This is a genomic window from Armatimonadia bacterium (assembly GCA_039679385.1).
Lineage (GTDB): Bacteria > Armatimonadota > Zipacnadia > Zipacnadales > JABUFB01 > JAJFTQ01.
In genome coordinates this window covers 14,510-37,914 of the sequence record JBDKVB010000128.1, presented here as the reverse complement: position 1 = coordinate 37,914, position 23,405 = coordinate 14,510, and the positions used below count along the sequence as shown (strand labels likewise).

The 23,405-nt window shown below is 64.4% G+C and carries 18 protein-coding genes; 10 read left to right on the top strand and 8 right to left on the bottom strand.

The window, feature by feature from the left end; translation table 11 throughout:
• Positions 1 to 56: 56 nt before the first annotated feature.
• Positions 57 to 863: an SUMF1/EgtB/PvdO family nonheme iron enzyme gene (locus tag ABFE16_14280; protein ID MEN6346464.1), complete on the top strand. Its 807-nt coding sequence runs from the start codon at positions 57 to 59 to the stop codon at positions 861 to 863.
• Between the two features lie 209 nt (positions 864 to 1,072).
• Positions 1,073 to 2,275, top strand: a complete 1,203-nt coding sequence (locus ABFE16_14275; GenBank protein ID MEN6346463.1) for a PEP-CTERM sorting domain-containing protein — start codon at positions 1,073 to 1,075, stop codon at positions 2,273 to 2,275.
• 107 nt (positions 2,276 to 2,382) lie between these two features.
• On the opposite strand, the gene ABFE16_14270 is transcribed toward ABFE16_14275, so the two are convergent.
• Positions 2,383 to 3,288 carry a DMT family transporter gene (locus ABFE16_14270; GenBank protein MEN6346462.1) on the bottom strand — a complete coding sequence of 302 codons (906 nt, stop codon included), beginning with the start codon at positions 3,286 to 3,288 and terminating at the stop codon, positions 2,383 to 2,385.
• 247 nt (positions 3,289 to 3,535) lie between these two features.
• On the opposite strand from ABFE16_14270, the gene ABFE16_14265 reads away from it, so the two are divergent.
• Positions 3,536 to 4,249, top strand: coding sequence for a DUF2225 domain-containing protein (locus tag ABFE16_14265; GenBank protein MEN6346461.1), 714 nt, complete (start codon positions 3,536 to 3,538; stop codon positions 4,247 to 4,249).
• A gap of 129 nt (positions 4,250 to 4,378) precedes the next feature.
• Here the strand turns inward: ABFE16_14265 and ABFE16_14260 are convergent, their stop codons facing one another.
• On the bottom strand, positions 4,379 to 5,194 hold the full coding sequence (locus ABFE16_14260; GenBank protein MEN6346460.1) for a GDSL-type esterase/lipase family protein: 816 nt from the start codon (positions 5,192 to 5,194) through the stop codon (positions 4,379 to 4,381).
• 115 nt (positions 5,195 to 5,309) lie between these two features.
• Positions 5,310 to 7,142 (bottom strand): hypothetical protein, encoded by a 1,833-nt coding sequence (locus tag ABFE16_14255; GenBank protein ID MEN6346459.1) that lies wholly within the window; start codon positions 7,140 to 7,142, stop codon positions 5,310 to 5,312.
• Between the two features lie 314 nt (positions 7,143 to 7,456).
• On the opposite strand from ABFE16_14255, the gene ABFE16_14250 reads away from it, so the two are divergent.
• The 5 genes from ABFE16_14250 to ABFE16_14230 all read left to right on the top strand — a co-directional run bounded on the left by ABFE16_14250 (position 7,457) and on the right by ABFE16_14230 (position 16,296).
• Positions 7,457 to 8,713: a DegT/DnrJ/EryC1/StrS family aminotransferase gene (locus ABFE16_14250; GenBank protein MEN6346458.1), complete on the top strand. Its 1,257-nt coding sequence runs from the start codon at positions 7,457 to 7,459 to the stop codon at positions 8,711 to 8,713.
• A gap of 38 nt (positions 8,714 to 8,751) precedes the next feature.
• Positions 8,752 to 10,266: a hypothetical protein gene (locus tag ABFE16_14245; protein MEN6346457.1), complete on the top strand. Its 1,515-nt coding sequence runs from the start codon at positions 8,752 to 8,754 to the stop codon at positions 10,264 to 10,266.
• 317 nt (positions 10,267 to 10,583) lie between these two features.
• The gene (locus ABFE16_14240) at positions 10,584 to 11,777 is read left to right on the top strand and encodes a pilus assembly protein TadG-related protein (protein ID MEN6346456.1); all 1,194 of its coding nucleotides are present in this window, start codon (positions 10,584 to 10,586) and stop codon (positions 11,775 to 11,777) included.
• 99 nt (positions 11,778 to 11,876) lie between these two features.
• The gene (locus ABFE16_14235; protein MEN6346455.1) at positions 11,877 to 13,838 is read left to right on the top strand and encodes a hypothetical protein; all 1,962 of its coding nucleotides are present in this window, start codon (positions 11,877 to 11,879) and stop codon (positions 13,836 to 13,838) included.
• Between the two features lie 73 nt (positions 13,839 to 13,911).
• A complete protein-coding gene (locus ABFE16_14230; protein MEN6346454.1) occupies positions 13,912 to 16,296 on the top strand; it encodes a hypothetical protein in 2,385 nt (794 codons plus the stop codon).
• A 114-nt stretch (positions 16,297 to 16,410) separates the two neighbouring features.
• Here ABFE16_14230 and ABFE16_14225 read toward each other — a convergent pair whose 3' ends face one another.
• Positions 16,411 to 17,391: a uroporphyrinogen decarboxylase family protein gene (locus ABFE16_14225; protein MEN6346453.1), complete on the bottom strand. Its 981-nt coding sequence runs from the start codon at positions 17,389 to 17,391 to the stop codon at positions 16,411 to 16,413.
• 193 nt (positions 17,392 to 17,584) lie between these two features.
• Here ABFE16_14225 and ABFE16_14220 point away from each other — a divergent pair, with 193 nt between their 5' ends.
• Positions 17,585 to 18,364: a PIG-L deacetylase family protein gene (locus ABFE16_14220; GenBank protein ID MEN6346452.1), complete on the top strand. Its 780-nt coding sequence runs from the start codon at positions 17,585 to 17,587 to the stop codon at positions 18,362 to 18,364.
• Positions 18,365 to 18,463: 99 nt separating this feature from the next.
• On the opposite strand, the gene ABFE16_14215 is transcribed toward ABFE16_14220, so the two are convergent.
• Both ABFE16_14215 and ABFE16_14210 read right to left on the bottom strand, forming a co-directional pair.
• Entirely contained in the window at positions 18,464 to 18,835 is a 372-nt protein-coding gene (locus ABFE16_14215) for a hypothetical protein (GenBank protein ID MEN6346451.1), read from the bottom strand.
• Positions 18,836 to 19,051: 216 nt separating this feature from the next.
• Positions 19,052 to 19,468, bottom strand: a complete 417-nt coding sequence (locus ABFE16_14210; GenBank protein ID MEN6346450.1) for an archease — start codon at positions 19,466 to 19,468, stop codon at positions 19,052 to 19,054.
• A 354-nt stretch (positions 19,469 to 19,822) separates the two neighbouring features.
• Here ABFE16_14210 and ABFE16_14205 point away from each other — a divergent pair, with 354 nt between their 5' ends.
• A complete protein-coding gene (locus tag ABFE16_14205; protein MEN6346449.1) occupies positions 19,823 to 20,026 on the top strand; it encodes a cold-shock protein in 204 nt (67 codons plus the stop codon).
• Between the two features lie 107 nt (positions 20,027 to 20,133).
• Here the strand turns inward: ABFE16_14205 and ABFE16_14200 are convergent, their stop codons facing one another.
• A complete protein-coding gene (locus ABFE16_14200) occupies positions 20,134 to 21,105 on the bottom strand; it encodes a YeiH family protein (protein MEN6346448.1) in 972 nt (323 codons plus the stop codon).
• Between the two features lie 130 nt (positions 21,106 to 21,235).
• The gene (locus tag ABFE16_14195; GenBank protein ID MEN6346447.1) at positions 21,236 to 23,332 is read right to left on the bottom strand and encodes an FAD-dependent oxidoreductase; all 2,097 of its coding nucleotides are present in this window, start codon (positions 23,330 to 23,332) and stop codon (positions 21,236 to 21,238) included.
• Positions 23,333 to 23,405: the final 73 nt, after the last annotated feature.

Genomic DNA, 23,405 nt, shown 5'->3' with positions numbered 1-23,405 from the left:
CCGAGCCCCCGGCCTGTCCGGGACGGGACTCTTGACGCCGCATTGAGGTATGTCAGATGGCTTCTCCAGGCAACCTGAGTCTTGCACAGGAGGCAGGAGCAAGGACGGTTACCGTCCCGGCGATGGCAGCTGACCTGGGGATCGTGCTGCAGTTGGTGCCTGGCGGGGAGTTCCTCAGAGGCAGCGCCGAAGAGGTCGACGCCGACCAGCCCTCGGCGCGGTCTCTCGTGGACCGGGAGAGGCCACAGCGCGAGGTGTTCGTGAGCGCTTTCGCTCTCTCGCGGTACCCGGTTACAGTGGCTCAGTATGCGGCGTACCAGCGCCATCTTGGCGAGTACCCCTTCCCGGGCCCCGGAGCCGGCAGCCCTGACAGCGACTGGCTGCCCGCATGCTACGTGCCCTTCTACGAGGCCGTCGGATTTTGCCGGTGGCTCTCAGCGCAGACGGGAGTTGGTTTCCGGCTGCCCACGGAGGCGGGGTGGGAGAAGGCGGCCAGGGGGCTCGATGCGCGGACCTATCCCTGGGGCGAGGAGGCCGCGCCGGGAGGTCGCTGCAACTGTGCCGAATCCGCCTGCGGCCCCACCGATGTGAGAGGCTATCCCTCGGGGGCGAGCCCCTATGGATGCCTCGATATGGCGGGAAATGTGTGGGAGTGGTGCGGCGACTGGTTCGACCCGGGCTACTACGCGGAGGCGCCGGCAGTAGATCCCTTCGGACCGGCACATGGATTGCATCGCGTCATCCGTGGCGGGGCGTTCAACAGCCGACCAGAGGAGGTGCGCTGCGCGGTTCGGTTCTACGACCGGCCGGCGGGTCCTCCGTTCTTTCCTTGCGGGTTCCGAGTGGCCATGTCCGTGGGCTGACGGACGGTTATCTCATGATTTACTAAAGAAAACCGTTGACATTGCTCAAGGGCGCGGGTAGTATTTGAGCCAAAGTTGAGCTTATCATGAGCTTACGGCGGTGTGATCGGCCCATGCAGCTTCTTCGCACTCGGTCCGCCAAGGCCCTCGAAAGCCACGCCAGACAGAGACCGCGAACACGCTCCCTGCGCTCCGGTCGGTGCGTTGTGATGGCGGTGCTGGTGTGTCTCGGTGCAACCGCCTCCCCCGCTTTGTGCTCGCGCGTAAGTGTGATCGTCGACAGCAGTCTCCGCTCGGCCCTCCAGCCCTCCCTCGACCTGTACATCAACGACCTGGCACACTACGGCTGGAAGGCTTCGCTGTGGGAATACGACGGCGGCGGCGCCGAGAGCATCCGCACGCACCTGCAGTCCGAGTACTCCTCCCCGGGCGGTCTTGCCGGGGCCGTCTTCGTTGGGAACCTCCCGGGCGCCAGTTACTCGTATGGCGGGAACACCTTCGCGTCGGACCTCTACTATATGGACGTTGACGGCTCCTGGTCGGACAGCAACCTTGACGGCGTACTCGACAGCCACGCGGCCGGGAACGGGAGTGTCGCGCCGGAAGTGTGGGTAGGACGCCTGAGCCCGAACTTCAGCGAGGGCGACGTTGGCGCACTCACGAGCTACTTCACGCGGCACCATCTCTACGCGAAGGGGCTCATGCAGTTCAACAAGTCGGCGCTGCTGTACGTGGATGACGACTGGTGGGCCTACGGGAACTCCTGGCAGAAGGACATGAGCGGCTCGGGCTGGACGGTGGAGATGGTGAACTCGACGACCCTCACCGGCGAGGCGGACTACGAAGCGCGTCTGGACGAGGGCAACTATCACTGGCTGCGAGTGGCCGCCCATTCGGACGAGAACGCGCACTACTGGACCAGCGACTGGGAATCCGCGGGCGAGACGCAGGCCAGTGAGATCTCGGGGCTCAACCCTCAGGTTGGCTTCTACGATCTGTTTGCCTGCGAGGCCACGAACTACGAGCAGGCGGACTACCTGGCGGGCAAGTACGTCTTTGGCACAGACTACGGTCTGGCCGCAGTGGGCTCAACGAGTCCGGGCGGCCTGACGCAACTGGGGACCTTCTACCAGGCGCTCCACAGTAAGGAGTGCGTTGGCCAGGCGCTGCTGGACTGGTTCGACCAGCAAGCGGCGGACGGCTTCTCGGACTACGAGACGAGCATGTACTACGGACTGACCATCGTCGGCGACCCGACTCTGGCGCCGATGCAGTCGCACCATATGCCGGAGCCAAGTACCTTTGCTCTGGTAGCACTGGGCTTGCCGGCCTTCTGGTGGTGGCGGCGGAAGCAGGAGCCCAGAGGCCTGTCAGAGGTGGCCCCCTCTGACCGTCCCGGTTCAGGCACCTAGCACGCTCATGCCTGCGGCCCTTGGGGGTGGGGCCTCTCTCCCCTCACCCCCATCTTCCTTTTCTGTCGGCCCGATCCCCATCCAGGACGTGACAGGAGCGGCTTCGGTTACTCGACGGGGCGATCCGGCTCATGCGTGGCAAGGAACAGACCGACCACAATGATTGCGGCCCCCAGGATCAGCATTGCAGTGAGGTTCTCCCCCAGCAGAAGCCACCCCAGAAGCGCACCCCCCAGGATCGCGAGGTACTGCGTGGGCCCGAGGAGACTCGCGTCGACGCACTCGAGAGCTCGGTACCAGGCGAGCATTGCCACGGCAGTGGGGCCGATACCGAGGTAGAGCCCGACGGCCGCCTCTGAGAGGGTGAGCGCTCGGGCGCCGCCGGTGAGAGAGACTACCAGCAGGAAGAGCACCGCTCCGCCCACGAGACTCCAGGTCGCACTCGCAAGCCCACCACAACGCTGCGTCACGCCCTTCCCCATCACCGTGTAGGAAGCCCAGAAGAAGGCCCCCAGAGCGGCAAAGCCGCAGCCGAGGAGGTCGTTGGTGGACGCCGAGGCCTGCGTGGCGTGGCCCAGACTCACCAGAACACAACCGCCCAGACCCAGGAGAACGCCGAGGCGTCGCAGCCAGGGCACCCGTTCTCCGGCAAGTGGCGCCAGCAGGGCAATGAAGAGAGGATTGGCATTGAGGATCACCGCCGAGTTGACGGAGGCGGTGTAGCGGGCGGACAGGAACACCATGCTGCCCATGGCGAAGATGCCGATGGCGCCGAGGAGCAGTAGGAGTGGCAGCTCGCGGGTGGCGGCACGCAGGTCACGTCCGCGACCGGTCAGGATCATGAAACCGAGGGCGGCCAGTGCGCCACTGCAGAAGCGGACCGACGCGACAAACATGGGGTCGAGACCGCGACTGTCGACCAGGTACCGAGCACAGACGTTGACGCTCCCCCACAGAACGCTCGCGAGGGAACCAAGTACAAGGCCGACAAAAGCACCACGAGAGACGGTCATAGGGGGCCCCCGGGCCATTTTACGGGCAAGCGGTAGAGACGTCAACGACGCAGACCGGCCTGGGTCGCGAGAAGGAGTCTGCCGTGACAGAGAGAAGCTGAAAAGGGCTTTGGTCTGTGGAGCGACGGGAGCTTCACCACGGTGTGTGCACCGAGGGACAGCAAGCGTTAGGGGACGAGGAGGGTTGCCACGCAGGGCAAAGGTGTTGGGGGGCGACACAAGGAAGAGAGCATCTCGGGAGCCATCGATGACGACACTAGCGAACATCGAACTAACCTGTCCCGTATGCGGCACGCGGTTTGTGAGCCAGCGAATCGCGTCGACCAACAGCGTGGGCCAGGATACGGACTTCAGACCAATCACGATCGGACTGGACCCTCAGCCACACTACGTGCATGTGTGCCCCAGGTGCATGTTTGCCGCCTTCGAGGGTGACTTCGAGAACGCTCAGGATCCGGTGCGCGACTTCGTCCTGGCGCGGGAACACCACCCGGAGGAACTGGTGGCCGGCGGAGGTCGTGCGGCACTCTCGGGCTCGACCAAGTACCTGCTGGCGGCCCGGTGCTATCGTCACGACACGCGAGCCAGCGATCTACGTCTGGCCGACCTGTACCTGCGCGCTTCCTGGTGCGCCCGACAGGAGAGCCTGCCGGAGCGAGAGGCCGAGAGCCAGTGCGAAGCGATCATGCTGTTTGAGAAGGCCCTCGACGCCAGCGAAGTTGCGGAGGATCAGGCACGGACGATCTTGTATTTGCTGGGCGAGCTGTACCGGCGGGTCGGCAGATTCGAGTTCGCCATCGCCATGTTTGACCGCGCACTCGAGAGCATCGGGGAGGACGAAGAGGGAGAGGAAGACGAAGAGGACGAGGAGGCAGGGGAGCGGTTCGAGGATCTGATTCGGCGTCAGCGTGAGGCGGCGGATAACGGGCACAGCGAGAACATGACGATCGAGTCGGACTGAGCCAGGGGGCCCTCGGCAGCCGGCGGACAGTTCGGGAGCCGACTCCGAATAGTGCAGAACCCGACAGGCGCACTCCCTCGGGAAGGGGTGCGCCTGTTTCGCGTCTGGAATCCGATGAGGCGGGAGAGGCTACTTCACCTCGGCCCACATGCGATCCAGCACGGGTCGAATCTCCCTGGCCCAGGAGGGGTAGACCTCCGCCTTGAAGTGCAGCATGTCCTTCTCGTACAAGTTGGCGTTGGGAGTGCCGTCCGGGTTCATCATGAGGCCGGTCGTATCGACGAAGGCCATGTTCTTTTGCTGTGCGCAGTACTCGGCGAGGGCCTTGTTGAGGGGCTTGTAGGCAACCTCCCAACCGGCGAAGCGCGACGGGCAAGGCTTGACGGGAACAAAGATGAAGCGCGTGTTGGGCAGTTTGGCGCGGATCTTCTCAACGTAGAGCCGCACGTACTTCATGAAGAAGGCGACGTTGTTGTCGTTCGGCTGCCAGACGAGCTTGCCGCCGGTGTTGAAGAGGGTCGTCATGTCGTTGTCACCGATGTAGACGACCACGATCTTGGGCTCCAGGGCGATGACTGCCTGGTCGGCCCAGTACCACAGGTCCCAGATGCGCGATCCGCCGTAGGCGCGGTTGACGGCCGGGAGAGGAGCGAAGTCCGTGGGCACCGTCTTCCAGCGGGTGAAGGTGGAGCTGCCGTTGAATACGATCCCACCCTTTGACGGGGGATTGAGGGCGTCCTTCTCTGCCCACTGCTTCATTTGCTCCGAGAAACTGATGGACAATCGCGGGTGAGACACGCAGTCGGGGTCCAGGAGGTAGGGCACGTCCTTCTCGACGACGACCTGCCCCACGGCGGTGAGCTGAGGTGCCACCGGTGTTTCCTGGGCCACAGCGAGAGTGAGGGTCATGCATAGCAGCGCGCAAGACAGGAGTGCTACGTGCACGTTCACAGGGTCCTCCTCGATTGAGGGATGGTTGATTGCGCCGGGTACCGTTGGGCCATGCCCCAAGTGTACCCAGGAGGTACGACGCAGAGGCGGTTCTTGTCAAGAGCGAAGGCTACAGCGACAGGGCGTACTCGGCAAGGTCCTTGAGCTGCCGGTCAGTGAGTTGCGAGGTGTGGCCGTGCTGGTCGGTCTTGTTGAAGTCCTTGAGCACCTCGCGCATCGTGACCGCGCTGCCGTCATGCAGGAAGGGCGCAGTTCGGAACATCTCGACAAGGGTCGGCGTGTCGAAGTCGGCACGCTGATCGAACTTGCCCCTGGTCCCCACCTCATACATCTGCAGATCGGTGTACAGGGGCGCAGGATGGCAGCGAGCGCACCCGACCTCCGGGCTCTCGAAGAGCGCTTTGCCCCGCTTCGCGGCCTCGGATAGAGACCCGTCGGCCTTGAGGAAGGGACTGCGCTCCGGCTTCATGGAGTCGAGGTAGGCGCAGACCGAGTCGACTTCCTCGTCCGTTGGCGGGTGGAAGAGGATGTACTTGAAGCCGGCGACGACGGCGACTCTCATGCTGGCCCGGACACCATGGGCCATTGATGGTGGCGTCTTGGAGGACAGCAGAAGGGACTTGGCGTTCTTGGGGTTGCCGATACCGTCATTGGGCAGGTCCCAGGCAAGGCCATCGCCCCGACCCTCGGGGTGGCAGGTCTCGCAGGACTGCCAGCCCTGGAAGCAGTTCGTAGCGTCATGGAAGAGCATCTCACCACGGCGGACGGGGTCCATCGGCGGCTGCTCACCGAGGGGAACCGTCGCGAGGACCTTGCCGGTGTCCAGACCCAGGCGCGAGACGGTGCCGGAGTAGTAGTTGGCGACGAAGACCTCGCGACCCGCACAGACAACGCCTCGCGGGCAGAGGCCGCCGCAGTTCACGCGAGTGCGCACGCCGGCACGGTACACGGCAGTCAGGTCGTCCTCCAGCGCCACCTGGGACTTCGGAGGCCACTCGGTGATGAGCTTGAGGAGCCTGGCCGTGTCGAGAAGCTGCACCTCGTTGGTGCCGGATTGGGTGACACAGAGCTTGTCCCCCGACTCCGAGAGTGCAGCGCCGAAACCGTTCGCGGCGCCATGGTCGAGGTCGTCGAGCAGCACGGTGCCCAGGACGCGCTTGTTGGGCACGTCGATGACGGTGAGGGCGTTGGTGGCCATCCAGCCGCGGTCAAGCTGAGTTGGTGGCAGGAGCCAGCGAGCAAGGACATGGGGCACGTAGGCGAAGCGACCATCGGCTGAGCAGCAGATCTGACCGACGTCGGTGGCGCCGCGAGCCAGCTTCAGCCGGGCGTGTGCACCGTTGGCGAGGTTGATCAGGCTCACTTCGGCGCCGAGGTCGTCGTCGAGGTTCGAGCCCAAGGGCAGGTGGTTCGCGACGAGGAGTGTGTTCGCGGCTGGGCTGAGAGCGGCGAACCTGGGCTCTCGAACCGCCCGCAGACGCGCGAGGACTCGCAGGGAGGAAGTCTCGAGAACGCTGACGTCATCCGAGAACTGGTTGCAGCAGTAGATCCTCGTACCGTCGGGCGAAAGGGTGAGGCCGACGGGATGGCGACCCACCGGGGTACTGCGCCCAGGGGTCATTGCGGGCAAGGCGACCTCGGTCACCTGGTCGCGGTCGCCGGAGGCTACGTAAAGGGTCCTTCCATCGGGGGAGGCCGCCATTCCGGTCGGGGCGTCGACCTGGCAGGAACCTGTGCGCTTGCCCGAGGCAGCGTCCAAGGCCACGACCTGGTCTGCGGTGCAGTCCGAGACGTAGACCGTAGTCTTGTCGGGAGACAGGGCCAGGAGGAAGGGCGACCGATAGCCGGGTCCCACGTCAGTCTGGGCCGGACGTAGGGTCAGGAGTGAGACCGCCGTAAGGAGGGCGGTTGCTGCCACGAAGGCACCGACTCTGCGCCACATGACAAGGCCTCCACACAATGTGGGTTGGGCTATCGGCCGGGAAGGAGTATGTTAGGCTGTCGCGCACCATCTCCGGCATCGAGGCAGCCGGGTCGGGAGCCACCCTGGCTCAGCAACGCGACCGCGAGAAGGTGTTTCCCCTGCTGCCGGGGAAGGACCTGCCAGTCAGCTCAGTTGAGGTTGGCGGGGAGCCAGACGATGCAGTGGCTCGGAGCTGCCCTGGGGCCGCTGAAGCGCACCGAGATGGCCTGCGTCCCGCTCAAGGCCGGCGCTTTGCCGGAACACTTCACGCATCTGTAAGGAGATCAGTCAGCATGGCCGCCGAGCTCGCAGTCAATGGGGGTCCGAAGACCCGCGACACTTCCATCAAGCCCTGGCCGAGCGTTAGCAACCGGTCGGGACGCGACTTCGGTCAGGAAGAGATCGACCTCCTGACCCAGGTAATCCAGTCGGGCAATCTCTTCTACTATGGCGGCACGACGGTCAAGCAGTTTGAGGCCGAGTACGGGGCCCTCAGCGGCGCCAAGCACGTGTTGGGCGTCACCTCGGGCACGGCAGCTCTGCACACAGCGGTCGCCGCCCTGCAGCTCGAAGTCGGCGACGAGATCATCACCACCACCGTCACCGACATGGGCACGATCATCGGGATCCTGCAGTGCAACCAGATCCCCGTGTTCGCCGACGTTGATCGCCGCACAATGATCCTGCGCCCGGATTCCATCGAGTCGCAGATCACCGACCGCACCCGAGCCATCATCGCCGTGCACCTGTTCGGGCAGCCGGCGCCGATGGACGAGATCATGGACGTCGCGCGACGCCATAGCCTGTATGTGATCGAGGACTGCGCGCAGTCGCACGGGGCAGCCTTCGACGGCCAGCCCGTCGGTACGATCGGCGACCTCGGCTGCTTCTCGATGCAGCAAAGCAAGCAGATCACCACCGGTGACGGCGGGATCGTCATCAGCAACAACGACGACCTGGCAGTCAACGCCCGCTGCTTCCACGACAAGTACTTCGACCGCGGCGGCGAGTACCGGGGCTATCCGCGGATCGGGATCAACTACCGCATGAACGAACTGACCGGCGCGGTAGCACTGGCGCAGACCCGCAAGCTGCCGAGCATCCTCGAGCGACGGCGGGCCTCGGCGCAACTGCTGTGGGACAAGGTCAACACCCTCCCGGGCATCAAGGCGCCGTGGGTCCATGAGAAGGCCCGCCACTCCTGGTGGATCTTCTCCTTCCAGATTGACGAAGAGGTGCTGAAGTGCGACGTGCCGACCTTCCGGGCCGCCATCGCCGCAGAGGGTCTGTCCTTCAGCACCGGCTACGCGGGCGGCATTCCCATCTGCATGTACCCCGGTCTGAAAGACCATACCGCCTACGGCAGCGGTCACTTCCCCTGGGAGCCGCCCTACGGCCGAGACGTTGTGTACCGGACGGAGGACTACCCGGAGACGGTCTGGGCACAGGCCAACACCTTCGTTACGAGCTGGAACGAGGGCTACAACGAGGAGGATGTCGAGGACATCTACCAGGGCCTGAAGAAGGTTGCCGAGGCCTACGCCAGATAGGTGCCGTAAGCGTGAGCACGCGCAGAAAGCCGCAAAACATGCTGAAGACGAATTCGGCCAAGGCGGTTCTCGTAGCCGCCTTGGCCTTCCTTTGCCAGGGACTGCTCTGGGGCGAAGGCGCATCGCCGTGCCTGGTCGCCTTCGAGGTCGAGCGACCGGTACCTGCCTGCTCCAACAACACCGATGTCTGGGTGCAGAAGGTGCTGCCCGACGGCACCTGTGCCTGGGAGGCGCCGCTCGGTGTGAGCCTGGCCGGCAGCGATGACTACGAACGCTCGCCTGTGGTTGTGGCCGACGGCAAGGGTGGCGCGATCGTGGTGTTCGAGCTCAAGCATAGCAGCGGCCCACGGAGCACGGACGTGGACCTCTATGCCCAGCGAGTGAACGCGCAAGGCGAAAGGCTCTGGGGCCAGGGAGCTGCTGTGCCGGTCGCCGCAACCCAGTTCCGGGAGCACCATGCACAGGTTGTGAGCGATGGTGCAGGCGGCGCTCTGGTGTTCTTCCATGTGGATGTCCCCGTCGGCAACAGCGCCTGCCTGACCGGCGTGTGCGGCCAGAGGATCACGGCTGAGGGCAAGCTGCAGTGGCTCGAGGGTCAGCGCTCCGTGGTGGTGGAGGAGGCCGAATCGCACTGCCAGCAGTTGTCCGTGGTGGCCGATGGAGGAGGCGGCGCTTACGTGAGCTGTCTGCGCGAGCCCCTGGAGGCACGAGCTGCGGTGGAGCCCGCCGTGGTGTTGCTGCGTAGGTATGACGGACTGGGTAACCAGGCCTGGGGATCGGGCACCAGTGGCGTGAGAGTAGTCGGTACATCCCTGCGGGCATCACGCAATGCACACCTCGTCGTCACCGATGAAGGCGTGTGGGCCGTGTATGAACATGGCGCGGGACGCAGGCCCGGCGTAGCTGCCGACCTGTTCTCGCGAGACGGGACGGTGACGCTGAAGGCGTGCGCCGTGCTCCCCGCAGAAGGTGGCGGCATGTCGCCTGCACTCCAAGGTCCCTCTCCCGTGGTGTCCGACGGTGCACAGGGCTTCATCTGCGGCTTTGTGGGGCGTGGCCCGAGTGGAACACGCAAGCTATGGGCTGCGAGAATGGGCGGTGACGGGGTTCCGCAGTGGGGCCACCCGACGCCTGTGAACCTCCTTCCCCTGCCTGAGATGGGCTTTGGCGGGTACCTGCTGGCCGCCGGGATGAAGCGCGAGGCGATCGTTGCCCTGACCTCCCCGGTCAATGCGCCGCCCTCGTACGGCAACTTCGCTCTGTCGGCGCAACGTCTGAGCAACACTGGGTCCCCGCTGTGGGGATCCGTGCCGACCGACGTGATCATCCCGCAGGGGGCCAGCGTGTCCCTGCCGCAGGTTGTCGTGGCCGCCGATGGAAGCAGTTATGTGTTCTACGTGGTCGACTTTGACGGCGGGCACTGGAGGGGCGATTCCAGCGTCTTCGGCCTCCGCCTGGACCCTATGGGCCGCCGGCTGTGGCAGCATCCGGTGCCGGTGGCAGCTACGCCCCGTCGCGAAGGCGGCCCCTCGGCTTGCAGTCTCGACCAGTAATGCCCAGGTAAGTTAGGTTGGTCGTTTTCCCCCCGGTCGTCTCCCCCATGCAAGACCCTGATGCAAGGGCGCCCTTGATTCCTGGGCCACAACGGGTCTCCGCGACAGACAGTCGACCAGGCGCCTGGTGTGTCCACGCGCGAGGCGCAAACGAGAAGAAACCAGGAAAAAGCCACAATCATCTTGCATCTTGAGTTAACCTTGATTAAGATATAACTATGCAATCGGAACTCACCCTGGGGCGCTGCAAGACAGAGCGCCATGCCCGTAAGGGCTTAGTCTGTACACGTTCCCGCGTCCGACGGCGGCGCGGGGTCGTGGCCGTGTACTTCGTGCTCATGCTGGTGGTTCTGCTGCTGTGCGTGGCCTTTGCAGTGGACATGCCCCGAGTGATGATCTCAGCCCAGCGGACTCAGGACGTGTGTGATGCGGCGGTCCTCGCAGGGGCTGCGGTCCTCCCTGACTCTGCGGCGGCTATTCAGCAAGTGCAGGCGATTGCTGCCGCGAACTCGCCCGAGGGCGCGAAGTTCCCGGTGGCGATTGACCCGGCTCAGGGCGATGTGCAGTGGTACGGGCCCGGGCAGGACGTACCCAACTACCGCACGCTGGGAGCAGACGAGCGTGTGCTATGGGTTCGCGCTAGTTCGTACACACGCTACTTCTTTCTGCCGGTCATCGGTCGGAGGGGGATGACGGTGACACGCCAGGCGATGGCGCTGCTGACGAAGGCGTCTGGGCTGGCCTGCATCTTCTCGAAGGACAACGCTGAGGACCAGAAGAACTCAGAGTGGGGAGTCCTGGTGACGGGTTCGGGCGCCAGCATCGACGGGCGCATCCACGCCAACGGCAAGATCAAGTTCACCGGTTCCGGGCACACGGTGACCAAGCAGGTCGAGTACCGCGGCGAGTTCCGCGAGACGGGCTCCGGCAATGACTTCCAGGGCGGCTATGCGGAGGGGGAGGTCGAGCCCTATCCGGTGAACTACCAGTGGTCGGATTTCCCCTACAGCTACTCCCGCGGCGCGATCAAGGTCACGGGGTCTGGAAAGCAGGTTCCCGGCGGGGCGTCACGAGTTCACGTCACAGGTGATCTGACGGTCTCAGGCTCGGGGCACACCTTCCCGAGCGGGACGACGTACCTGGTGGACGGGGATGTGACGGTCAACGGAAGTGGCCACGTGCTGGACGGCATCACCATCATCGCGAAGGGCAGCATCGACTTCAACGGGTCGGGCTGCGCCCAGGACATCAGCCCCAACGAGCCGGGCATCTTCCTCGTCTCCTACGAGGAAGGCTCGAACCAACCGTCGATCACCTTCAACGGCTCGGGCCACAACTGCACCGGAGTCATATTCGCGCCGACCGGCGATATCGACTTCAATGGTTCGGGGCAGATGGTCTACCAGGGATCGCTGATCGGGCGCAGCGTCACCGCGAACGGCTCGGGCTTCACTGTACAGGGCATCGATACGGGCGGCGAGGCAGAGACGACCGTGCAACTGGTCTGGTGAGCGCCAGGAAGGCCCTTTGTGACACGAGGGAGAATAGGCCCCTGCAGACCTCGCAGGGGCCGTTTCGTGTTCCAAGATGACAGGAGAGGTTAACCCATCATGAGAGCTTTGCTGGTAGCCGTGAGTCTGCTGGTGGCCGTGATGGCTGCCGCGCAGGAGGTCTGGCAACCGCCCAACCTGGTTCAGAATCCGGGCTTCGAGACCGTGGATGCACAGGGCGTTCTCGCGGCCTGGCACGGAGAGCCCGCAGTGTACAGCGCAGTTGCGACGCCCGCACACAGCGGCAGCCGCGCGCTGCAGTACGTGAACAACGATGCCAAGCGTTATGTGATGTTCACGCAGACGATTGTCGCACAGCCCGGCAAGTCGTATGAGGCCTCGGCGTGGATCAAGACCGAGAACGTACAGGGCGAGGACAACGGGGCGACGGTATGCCTCGAGTGGACCGGCCGCGATGGAAAGTGGCTTGGCGGCCACTACCCCTCGGGCTTCAAGGGAACGACCGACTGGAAGCAACTCAAGTCCTTCACCGGCCGCCTTCCCGCCGAAGCAGCTTCCGTAACGATCACCTGCTACGTGCGCAAGGGGATGACAGGCAAGGCCTGGTGGGATGACGTCGAAGTGCGCCAGCACCGCGAGTCGCCCATGGACACGGTGCTGCTGTCGCCGAACTACCGCGGACAGATGTTGCAGGGAACGCCGCAGGCTGTCCTGCGGGTAGACATGAATCTGACCGACTACGAGCTTGAGCCGGAGCAGGTCACCATCCAGTGCCAGGTTCTCGGGTCGAAGGGCGAGGCCCTTAGCACCAACCGCGTCGTCCCGACGGGCAGCCCGCAGCCGATCACAGTCCGGACGGCTGACCTGGCTCCGGGGAGTTACCAACTCACGGTGTCCCTGCTGGCCAAGGGCGACAAGGAACTCGGAGCGCAGACCTGGCCAATCCAGGTGCTGGCCTCCCAGCCCGCCAACTCCGGAAGGAACTACATCGACTCGCACAACCGGCTGATCGTCGACGGGAAGCCCTTCTTCCCGCTGGGCATGTACGCCGGCGGCGTCAACGAGACAGATGCAGAGCTCTGGGCGGACAGTCCCTTCAACTGCGTGATGCCCTACGGGGCGGCGACGCCGGAGCAGATGGACCTGCTGGCGAAGTTCGGGCTGAAGATCATCTACAGCGTGAAGGATGCCTATTTCGGAACCACCTGGTGCCCGAAGGAGATCAAGTCGGTGGAGGACGAGCGGCCCTTCCTCGAGGGCAAGGTGAAGACCTACGGTAAGCACCCGGCGCTCCTGGCCTGGTATCTGAACGACGAACTGGGACTCGAGCACATGCCTCGCCTCGAAGCGCACCAGCAGTGGATGCGGGAACTCGACCCGAACCACCCGACCTGGATCGTGCTCTACCAGGTGGGCCTGCTAGAGAAGTACCGGCGCACCTTTGATGCGATCGGGACGGACCCCTACCCGATCCCCAGCAGCAGCGCCAACCGAGCAGGCGAGTGGACTCGTGCCAGCGTGGCCAGTGTGGGCAACACGCGGCCGGTATGGATGGTGCCCCAGGTGTTCAACTGGGGGACCTATAGCAAGACTGAGGAGGATAGGAAGGGCAAGCGTCCGCCGACCCCGGAGGAGATGCGCTCGATGACCTGGCAGTGCATCGCCGAGGGAGCCAAGGGGCTGATCTACTACTCCTTCATGGACCTGCGCCGAGACACCAGCTCGCCCTTCGACACCCAGTGGGGCCGAGTGAAGCAGATGGCCGCCGAGGTCAAGCCGATGATCCCGGTCATCCTGTCGGTGGAGCCGGCCCCGGAGTTCACGGTGAAGGCTGACGCAGAGGGCACGTGGCTGCATTTCACAACGCGACGCGTTGGTGGTACCGTATACCTGATCGCGGCGAGTGGCGACGCTCAGCCGCATCAGGCGACCTTCGATCTGGGAGCGACACCGAAGTCTGTACGGCTGCAAGGCCAGGCAGGGGCAATCGCCGCCAAGGGCCGGCAGCTCACGGTGGACTTCGCTCCCCATGGCGTGCATATCTACGAGATGCAGTTCTAGGCCTAGCCGCAAGGCAAGGGCTCAGAGGACGGCCGGAGGGCTCTGGCCGATCCACAAAGAGGAGTTGTTCCAGATGGCAGACGTTGCCTTGACCGACAGTCTGAAAGCCATGGCCATGGAGCTCGGCGCGGACCTCGTGGGCGTCGCGCCGGTTGAGCGCTGGGCCAACGCGCCGCTGATGATGTCTCCGCAGGGGCACCTCCCGGAGGCCAAGACCGTGGTTGTGATCGGCATCCACCACCCCGATGCAGCCGTGGAGATGGGCGGCGAGGAAGACGGCAAGAACACGCCCCAGCATGTGGGGCCCTATGCGGTCCAGTACGCGATGAACACGAAGCTGGAGTGCATCAGCTTCCAGCTCGCCCGCTACATCGACGACTGCGGGTACAAGGTGGTGGCGATTCCGGCCACCAACGTTTGGCGCTTCCGGCCCTACAAGGACATCGACGAGACCTTCACGCCGGACCTCTCCGACATCCACGCAGCGGTTGCCGCCGGACTGGGCGAGATCGGCTTCAACGGGCTGTTCATGTCACCGGAGTACGGCCCGCGCGTCCGCCTGTGCTGCCTCGTGTGCGACGCCGACCTGGAGCCGACGCCGCTGTACGACGGCCCGGCCCTGTGCGACCGCTGCATGCAGTGCCGGAAGTGGTGCCCGACCGAGGCCTTCTCGAAGGAGGTCAAGGGCGAGCATGTGCTGGATATCGGCGGCAAGGAAGTCCGGTACTGCAACAAGAACAAGTGGCGCTGCGCCTGGGGCGAGCACTTCGATCTGGACCTGGACCTGCCGAAGCCGGAGGTGGTGAACGAGCAGGTCATCCTGGAGCAACTGGCAGAGCATGGGAAGCGTGGCGGCGAGTTCGGCTCCTGCCTCCGGTTCTGCCTGCCCCCGCACCTGCGGCTGAAGGATCCCGACTACTGCCGTCCCTTCCGCCGACTCCGCCGGGGCATGGACGCCCGGCCGATGAAGGATCGGGTGAACGACCCGGATCCGATACTTCCGGATCGACCGGCGACGGAGAACCTGTGCAAGCAGTTGTTTGACATGGAGGCCGACATCATCGGCATCGCTTCGCGGGCCGAGTGCGAGAAGGCCGGGCTGAACCTGCGCGAAGCTCTGCCGGATGCGGAGTCGGTGGTCGTGTTCGGGATCCGCGTGCCCGAGTCGCTGCAGGATCCGAAGACGCCGGCCGACGATGCACGCCCCGAGCCGCTGACCGGGAGCGTCCTCGTCGACTGGCTCTGGTTCATGCGCCTGGATGGTTCGCGGTACCTGGAGAGCCTGGGTTACTCCGCAGTGCCGGGGACCGAGATCGACATCGCCAAAGCGATTGCTGCGACCGGTCTTGGCGAGTCGAACGCCAAGGGCCGCACCGTTACCCCCGAGTTCGGAACGCGGGTCTACTGGTCATGCATCGCCACGAGCGGATACCTGCAGTCGGGCAAGCGCGCACATCCGGTCAAACCGGAGACGCCGCAGGACATGGACGAGGCCCGCTACGACCTCGAGGCGATCCTGCTTGAGGAGGGAGCGGACATGGTGGGCGTGGCCGATCCAGCCTGCATCGACAAACTGATCGACCAGTACCGGCCGACCGTCGACGCAGGGGCGCTGAAGGTCAACGTGGTCGACAAGGGCGGCATGCACCAGCCTGTCAAGGCGGAGATTGCACCTCAAGAGGATGCCCGCCTCCGCAACGTGCGCGACTATCTGCCGGACGCCAAGAGCGTTCTGGTCATCGGCTACCACTTCCCGACGCTGAACCTGGAGCGAGCAGCCGAGGCGCCGGCGGAGGCTGTAGGCCCGTACTCCTACGCCACCTACCAGGCGAACCGCTGGCTGCGGTACATGGCAGTCAAGGCCGCCCGACGGCTGGAGGAGATGGGCTTCAAGTCCGTCATCACCACCGACCTGTCCGACTCGGGAAGTGTGGTCGCCAATCCGCGCGGAGCCCAGCCGGATGCGCTCTCGAACCGCTTCGCGGCGGCAGCAGCCGGTCTGTGCTGGATCGGCATGCACGGCGCCGCGATCACCCCCGAGTACGGTGTGACGCAACGGTTCATCGCTATCGTCACCGACGCTGCGCTGCCCATCGATGAGCCGCTGTCCGAAATCTCGCCGTGCAAGGACTGCGAGGCGCCCTGCATCGAGGCGTGCCCGGTCGCGGCGCTGTCCGATGACGAGTGCACGGTGATCGGCTGCAACGGCTTCGAGGCATGCCTGGGCAAGTGGGACCGCCTGCGCTGTGAGTGGGCCAAGAAGTACGCCTTGCTGGGTGATGAGGGTCCGAAGTGGGGCGGCCAGATCACCAACGCCGAGCCGCCGGCGGGCAAGGTCACGCCCGAGCAGATCGCCGCGGCCTTCGCCGAGAAGGACCCGATCCAGAAGCACTGGACCTGCATCCTGGAAGGCTGTCTGAAGGCCTGCCAGTGCGACGGAGCCTGGATCAAGGAGTAGCGGCCTGTCGACGGGCTGCACAAGCTGAGTGGTAGTCAACGGCCTCGTGGTCGCCGGCACGTCCGGCAGAAGTCCACGAGGCCGTTTCGTGCCTGGGGCAAGACGGGCAGCGGGTTAGGAGTAGACCAGCAGCTCCTGGTACAGCTCAGAGAAGGCCCGGGCGTTCTCCGGCGAGGGATTGCCTCCACCCCGGTACATCAGCATCCCCGGGTAGTGCTGATGCAGGGAGCGCAGCTTCTCCAACTCGCGGCGAATCTGCTCCGGAGTCCCGACGTCGATGGCCCGCGAATCCGTCTTGACGAGATAGAGGAGCCCGGGCCCACCTCGCCGCATCACTTCGGCCGGATCGAGGGAGGAGCTCTCAACGAAGAGGCCGTCGGGCTTCAGGGCGAGCAGATCGTCGAGGACCGGCAGGTAGTTGCCGTCGGACTGATACATGACCCTCCGACCGGCCGCATGGATGGCCTCGAAGAAGCGGCCATACCAGGGGAATAGCCATCGTCGGCACCAGTCGGGGCTCAAGATGGGGCCACGCGTCGCGGCGATGTCGTCGTGGATCGCGATCATCTCGACGCCCTCGACGCAGCACCAGCCGGAGATCACCGACAGAGAGGCCAGGGCAAAGCGCTCCAGAAGAGCCCCGAAACGCTCCGGCTCAAGTGCTGCCGCGACCAGAAAGGGTTCCCAGCCGAACTCGAGGGTCGCCCGAGTGAGCAAGGTCGCGTAGTGCAGGGCCATTGGATAGCCCCGCGTGCGAGCGTCGACAAGCAGACGGTCCATCTTGGTGAGCATTTCTGGGCCGACGGCCTCGACCTCAAAGCCATCCGGTGCGACGCTGAGCACGTCCTCGTAGGTTCGGAAGCGCTCCCTGTCCCCCACTGCCCAGACGCCGCCGTCACGAGTGAACCGCCGCTTGCCATCGGCCGAGACGACGACCTGTCCGATCTCGTCGGGGACGACCTCCATGCTGCCCAGGTGGTAGAGCTCGGGGCGGTACTCCATCCAGGTCCAGTCGGAGCAGGGAAGGCACTCGGGACGCTGCAGGTTCACAGCCCTCCGCACGCGGTCATAGCGAGCTTGCGGCGAAGTGTCCATGGGCCAGTCTCCACTTAGTGTGGGCGGTGTGCTTCAGCCAGGAGCGGTAAGGGCGGCGGGCAGCAACAACTCGCTGGTTGTGTTCCTGCGAGGAGGGCACACTTCCTCCTGGTGAAGGGACAGGAGGTCTGAGCCCGCAGGCGAGGAAGGATTCGCGGTCGTGGGACTTAGCAAGGTCAGGAGCGATGCGAGAATGCCAGACTCGAAGGTTGCTCTAGCAACCGCAGCCCATCCAGACGATGTAGAGTTCATGATGGCCGGCACCCTGGCGCTACTCAAGGACGCCGGCTACGAGTGTCACATCTTCACGATTGCCAACGGCAACTGCGGTTCGGCAGTCCACTCCCATGATGAGATCAAGCGCATCCGGGCCTCCGAGGCACACTCCTCGGCTTCGGTCATCGGCGCCACCTATCATGAGGGCCTGGTCAATGACCTCGAGATCTTCTACGAGGCCGAAGTGCTGCGGCAGGTCACGGCGATCATCCGGGAGATCGAGCCGGAGATCGTCCTGACGCAGTCTCCGCAGGACTACATGGAGGATCACCAGAACGCCGCCCGCCTAACGGTGACTGCCTGCTTCAGCCGTGGCATGCCGAACTGGGCGTCTCACCCCTATGTTCAGGCAACGATGCAGGATGTGTTCCTCTACCATGCTCAGCCCTACGGGAACCTTGGTCCGCTGCGCGAGGCAATCAAGCCGGGGCTGTTAGTGGACATCAGCGAGAAGATCGGCGTCAAAGAGGAGATGCTGCGGCGTCACGCCTCGCAGAAGGACTGGCTGGACGTCAGCCAGGGCAAGGACGCATACCTGATCTCCATGCGCGACAACTGCGCGGAGATGGCCGAGTTCGCGCCGAAGCCGGTCGCCTACGGCGAGGGGTTCCGGCAGCGACTGCACGTCGGGTTCTCGTCCGCAGATGAGAACCGGCTCAGCACGGTACTGGGAGACCTGGTGCAAGTCGTGCCGTAGCAGCGATGGTGTCCATCAGGTCACCGTCACCAGTGCAGCAAGCAAAGGGGACAGGTCGCAGTGGACCTGTCCCCTATCGTGTTCCTGGGGCGGCGGAGATCAGGCGCCGAGAGCGCGGAAGAGATGGCGACGCCCGTCCGGGTCTGAGGAGTAGGTCTTGACGAGGTCGCCCAGGCTGCGGAACAGGCCTGCATCTTCGGAGAGCCAGTAGGCCGTAGGCGCATCCGCTCCCGGGCAGCGAGAGGCGCCAAGGATGCCACGATCCCGCAGAGCGCGCAGAGCATCGTCCACCTCGGCCACCGGGCAGTGGAGGCGCAGGGCGAATCCGCTCGCGGTGTCGCAGGCCGTTGGGTCATGCCCGAAGAGCAGGAGCATGTGCAGGCCGACGCGGTTGCGTGCGGCTGTCAGCAAGTGGACCAGATGTGGGGCAAGCCCGGCGTCTTCTTCTCGTCTGGGTTGTGCAGATTGCATTATCTCGACCACCAGTGCATGGTAACAAGCCACCGCAGGTCCGTACCTGGGGAGCAAGTGAAGCTGTGCGAAGCCGACCGCTCAGGCGGCCGACCAACATAAGCCTTATCGGCGGAGACTAGGCGCCGGTTAAGCCGATCTTATGTGAGAGTTAAGTTGACGAGGGACTACGCAGCGCCACATACGGCGAGGGCGTCTCCCCCAGCACCAGTTCGATCAAGTGTCGAAGACCAACTCAACGGCGAGGCCGCCTTCGTGTTCGCGGATCTGGACGTTGTGGTAAGTCACTGCCTTGACGGCCGCTCCCAGGCGGTCGCGGTGCTCGCCAAGAGGCACGGTACCCACCGTCACGGAGGCTTCTGCCGCATCGGCCCACAGGACGCGGGCCCTCAGCGCGATGTCCCCATCGTCGCGGAGCTCCAGGACCCGTTTGAGCGCCCGGATGACTACCTGCTCGCGGGAATCGCCCTGAACCTCAAAGGTCTGGTCCGCGCAGGGCGTGAGGTTGGTCGTGTCCGCGAGAAGGCAGAGGAACCCCTCGAGCGCGTTGGCGAGCAATTGTGGGAAGTCTTTGCCCCAGGCCCGTAGAGCGTAGTCGGCAGTGTGATCAAGGTACTCGTAGGGTCTGGGCATCGCGGATCAGCACCAGGGCAGCCGGTGGTACAGGGCCGGAACCGGATATGAAAACGTATACGGACGGGCCGCAAACTTGATTGGCCCACCCGTTCTGCGGACAGGTGTTAGTGTATCGTGTCTTTTCTGGTTGTCAAGACCCCATTCCGCACCCAATCGGCAACACGAACAAAAAAAGGATTGACTCGGAGGGGGCCTTATGGTACCGTTGTCTCGCTCCGCCCCACGTAGGTGGCCCGGAGGGAAAATGGGCTTAAGTTCCATCTTGCTGTCTCGCTGGACAGGCGCACCATTCCAGTCCTGGCTGCAGGTGAACGACTAGCCAACACTGGAAAAAGGAGGTGCGCTTCTACCATGGCTATTGGCAAGGTCAAGTGGTTCAACGACCAGAAGGGTTACGGTTTCATCGCTGCCGAGGACGGCACCGATGTCTTCGTGCACTTCTCTGCTATCGTTGGCGAGGGCTATCGCAGTCTTCGCGAAGGTGCCGAGGTCGAGTTTGACGTCGTGTCGGACTCCAAAGGTCCGCGCGCCGAAAACGTGACCGTCGTAGGGTAAGCAAACCTCATCGACAACCAATAACCCCCGCTGACTCAGGTCGCGGGGGTTATTGATTCGTGGATACAGCTAAGCCGGACCCCAGGACAGGGCCCGGCTGCAAGGACCTATAGTTGCCCGGTGAGGCTTTGTGCCCCCAGGCTCGAGAGGGCCACGACGACCCACACAAGCAACCCCATGAGGATTGGGCGCGGCCCAATCTGGATCATCTTCCTCAGGTCAGCACCCAACCCCACTCCCGCCAGCGCAAGAACGATCATGAGCTTACCTGCCTCCCCCGCAAGGGGGGGGAAGTGCGGGCCCAGGATTCCGAGCGTGTTCACCACCGAAGCCACCAGGAAGCCCAGAACGAACCACGGGAAGACCTTCCGCAGGCTGTAGCTGCCCTGACCGCGGCGACGTGAGACCAGCAGAGCGAAGGCCAGAGAGATCGGGACGATCATTGTGGTGCGTGCGAGCTTGGTGACCGTAGCGATGTCGCCGGCCTCCTTGCTGAAGGAGTAGCTGGCCGCCACGACGGAGGAGGTGTCGTTGATGGCAGTCCCGGACCAGAGGCCGAAGCTGTTGTCGTTCATCGCCAGGGCGTGCCCGATGAGCGGGAAGATGAGGACGGCGATGACGTTGAACATGAAGACGGTGGAGATGGAGAAGGCGATCTCGTCGTCGTCGGCCTTGATGATGGGCGCGACGGCCGCGATGGCCGATCCGCCGCAGATGCCGGTCCCGACACCGACCAGGCTGATGAGGTTGCTGCTAACCTTCAGCAAGCGGCCGATCACGAAGGCGGCGACAAGGGCTGCCGAGAGGCTGAGGAGCATGACCGTCAGCGAACTGCGGCCGGTCTCCCAGACCTGCCTGAGGCTGAGGCTGCCACCAAGAACGATGATGGCGCCCTGGAGGATCTTCTTGCTGCAGAAGGCAATGCCTGGACGAGCCGAGGCCGGAACCTTCACCACGTTGTTGATGAGGATGCCGAGGATGATGGCTATCACCGGGCCGCCGATGAGCTTGAGGGCCGTGCTGCCCAGCCAGGCTGAGGGCGCGGCGATGAGCACCGCGAGTAGGAGGCCGGGCCAGATTGACTTGGGGGCAGCGGGCTTCTCGGTGGGAGCGGGACTGGGCGGCGTCTGAACTTCGACTTCAGGGGCCTGTACGGTATTCACGATGCACACCTTTGAACGCGTATCCTGGTTGGCGGTGCCCTGAGGGTCAGCGACCGACCGGAAGGAATTGGATGCCGTCGGCAACGACGAAACCGTCGGTGTCGCGGTTGGAGATAGTCACAGTAGTGGCCTTCCCTGCCGGCAGGCTGAACTTGCCCACAGAGAAGAAGCCTTCGGTGGTGTCGATCTTCTGGCTGATGTGGACGGTTACGTCGGGACGCCCCTCAACCCTGATCGTGACGGGCACGTTGGTCGCACGGTTCGCATGCGGCGGCCCGAGCACGAGGATCTCATACTCACCCTCGGTGGGGATATCAGGCGTGTAGCTGATGGAGCAGGAGCCCTTGTTGATGTCGCCGTCGTGAAGGTAGCCGACGCCCAGGCGACGACTCGCGGCCATGTTCGAGGAGGTCCACTGTCCCTGCTTCACTCCGTCGCGGTCGTCCAGAGCCACTCCCTTCAGCGAAGAGGCGGCGATCGCCGGGGCCTCGAAAACCGGCGCGGGGGCTGCGACCCTGGTCCACGCCAGAACCTGGCTATCGGCGCGGAGCCGGGCCTGCAACCGGCTCATATCGACGCGCTGGATCCAGACGTCGCCCTCCAGGGCCAGGGCTGCTGCCGTCCCGGCGGACTGGCCGACAACCATGAACACCGGCTCCATCCGGATCGACCCGTAAGCGATGTGAGACGAGGACAGACAGACCGGAACGAACAAGTTGCGGCACTCGGAGAAGCGGGGGACGATCGCGCGATAGGAGATCGGGTAGGGTGGGAACCCACCGACCTGGACATCCCCTTCGTTCACCACTCGCCCGTCCTTGACCACGCGCTGGGTATGATGGGAGTCCATTGTATACGCGGCCAGACCGATCGAGTCAAGCGGCTTGGCGGCACCGCGACAGTTGTGTTCAGTCATGACGTAGTCGGACACCATGCGGCGGCCTTCACGGACGTATAGCTGTGGTGACCATCCGCCATTGTCGGTGAACTCGTCGCGACACAGGCCCCACTGGTTGACCGCATCGCGGATATCCTTGGTGACTCGCTGGTCGTGGCAGAGGAACCACATCAGGCCCTGCTGGTAGGTGAGATGCTCCTGGAAGATCCGCTCTCGCGTCTTCCAGTCGGCCGCGGGCCACTCGTAGTTCATGCCGATGTTGTCGGTGGAGAACGCGCCGCAGTTGTTGGTGTCGGTCTTGGCATTGGGCATGGGGATGCTCGAGTTCAGGGCATCCCAGACGCCGGCCTCGATATAGCGCGCCAGGATCGTGTAGCGCTCCGGGTCATAGCCTCTGGGCTTCGGGAAGGGCACACGCAGCACGGGATCCTTGGTCAGGCACATGCGGAAGTTGTAGGCCTGGACACGGTCGTCGCCCTCGTTCTGCACGCCGGGGTCATTCGGGGAGATTCCCTTGAGCAGGCCGCCGGCAGGATCACCAGGCTTGCGGAAGGGATCGATGGGCACTCGGAAGTTGTGAGAGCCGCGGCCGAACTGCACCCCGTTGAGGGTCTCCTCGTACTTCCAGTTGCCCTCGCGCCCGATGGTGAAGGACACGCCCGCCATGGCCATGAGGTCGCCTTCGTAGGTCGCATCGACGTACATGCGGGCGCGGTAGACGGTGCCGTCCTCCATGCGGATCTCATGGATGCGGCTGCGGGTGCGGACCTCCTGCAGGCGCTGGTTGTAGTAGACCGGCACCTGGGATTCTGCCACGAACTGGTTGAAGAACCTCTCTGCGATGTGGGGCTCGAAACGGAAGCCGCCGTGACAGGCCTTGAACTGCGCAGAATCCTTGCCGTAGACCGTGGCGTAGTAGTCGGCCACGCGGTTGTAGAACTCGCGCGAGATTCCCCCGATAGCGTCGGCATTGCCGATGTCGGTAGCTCCCAGGCCTCCAGAGGACATGCCGCCGAGGTGCTTACCGGGCTCGGCGATCACCGCCGTATGACCCATGCGACGCATCTGTACGGCCGCCATGACTCCGGCCGGTGTGCCACCGTAGACGCACAGGTCGGTGGTGACGACCCGTGCCACCGAACCCGAGGCAGCGATGGCCCCGGAGGTTGGCAGCGTGATCAGAAAGGTCGTGCAAAGCAGGGCAGCACAAAGCAGGAAGGCTCGGTTCGCGGTTCCAGGCAACACGTAGGCAACCTCCGCACTCAGGGTCCAAAACCGAGAGCCATGATGCCCCACTGGCCTCGGTGCGTCAAGCTGT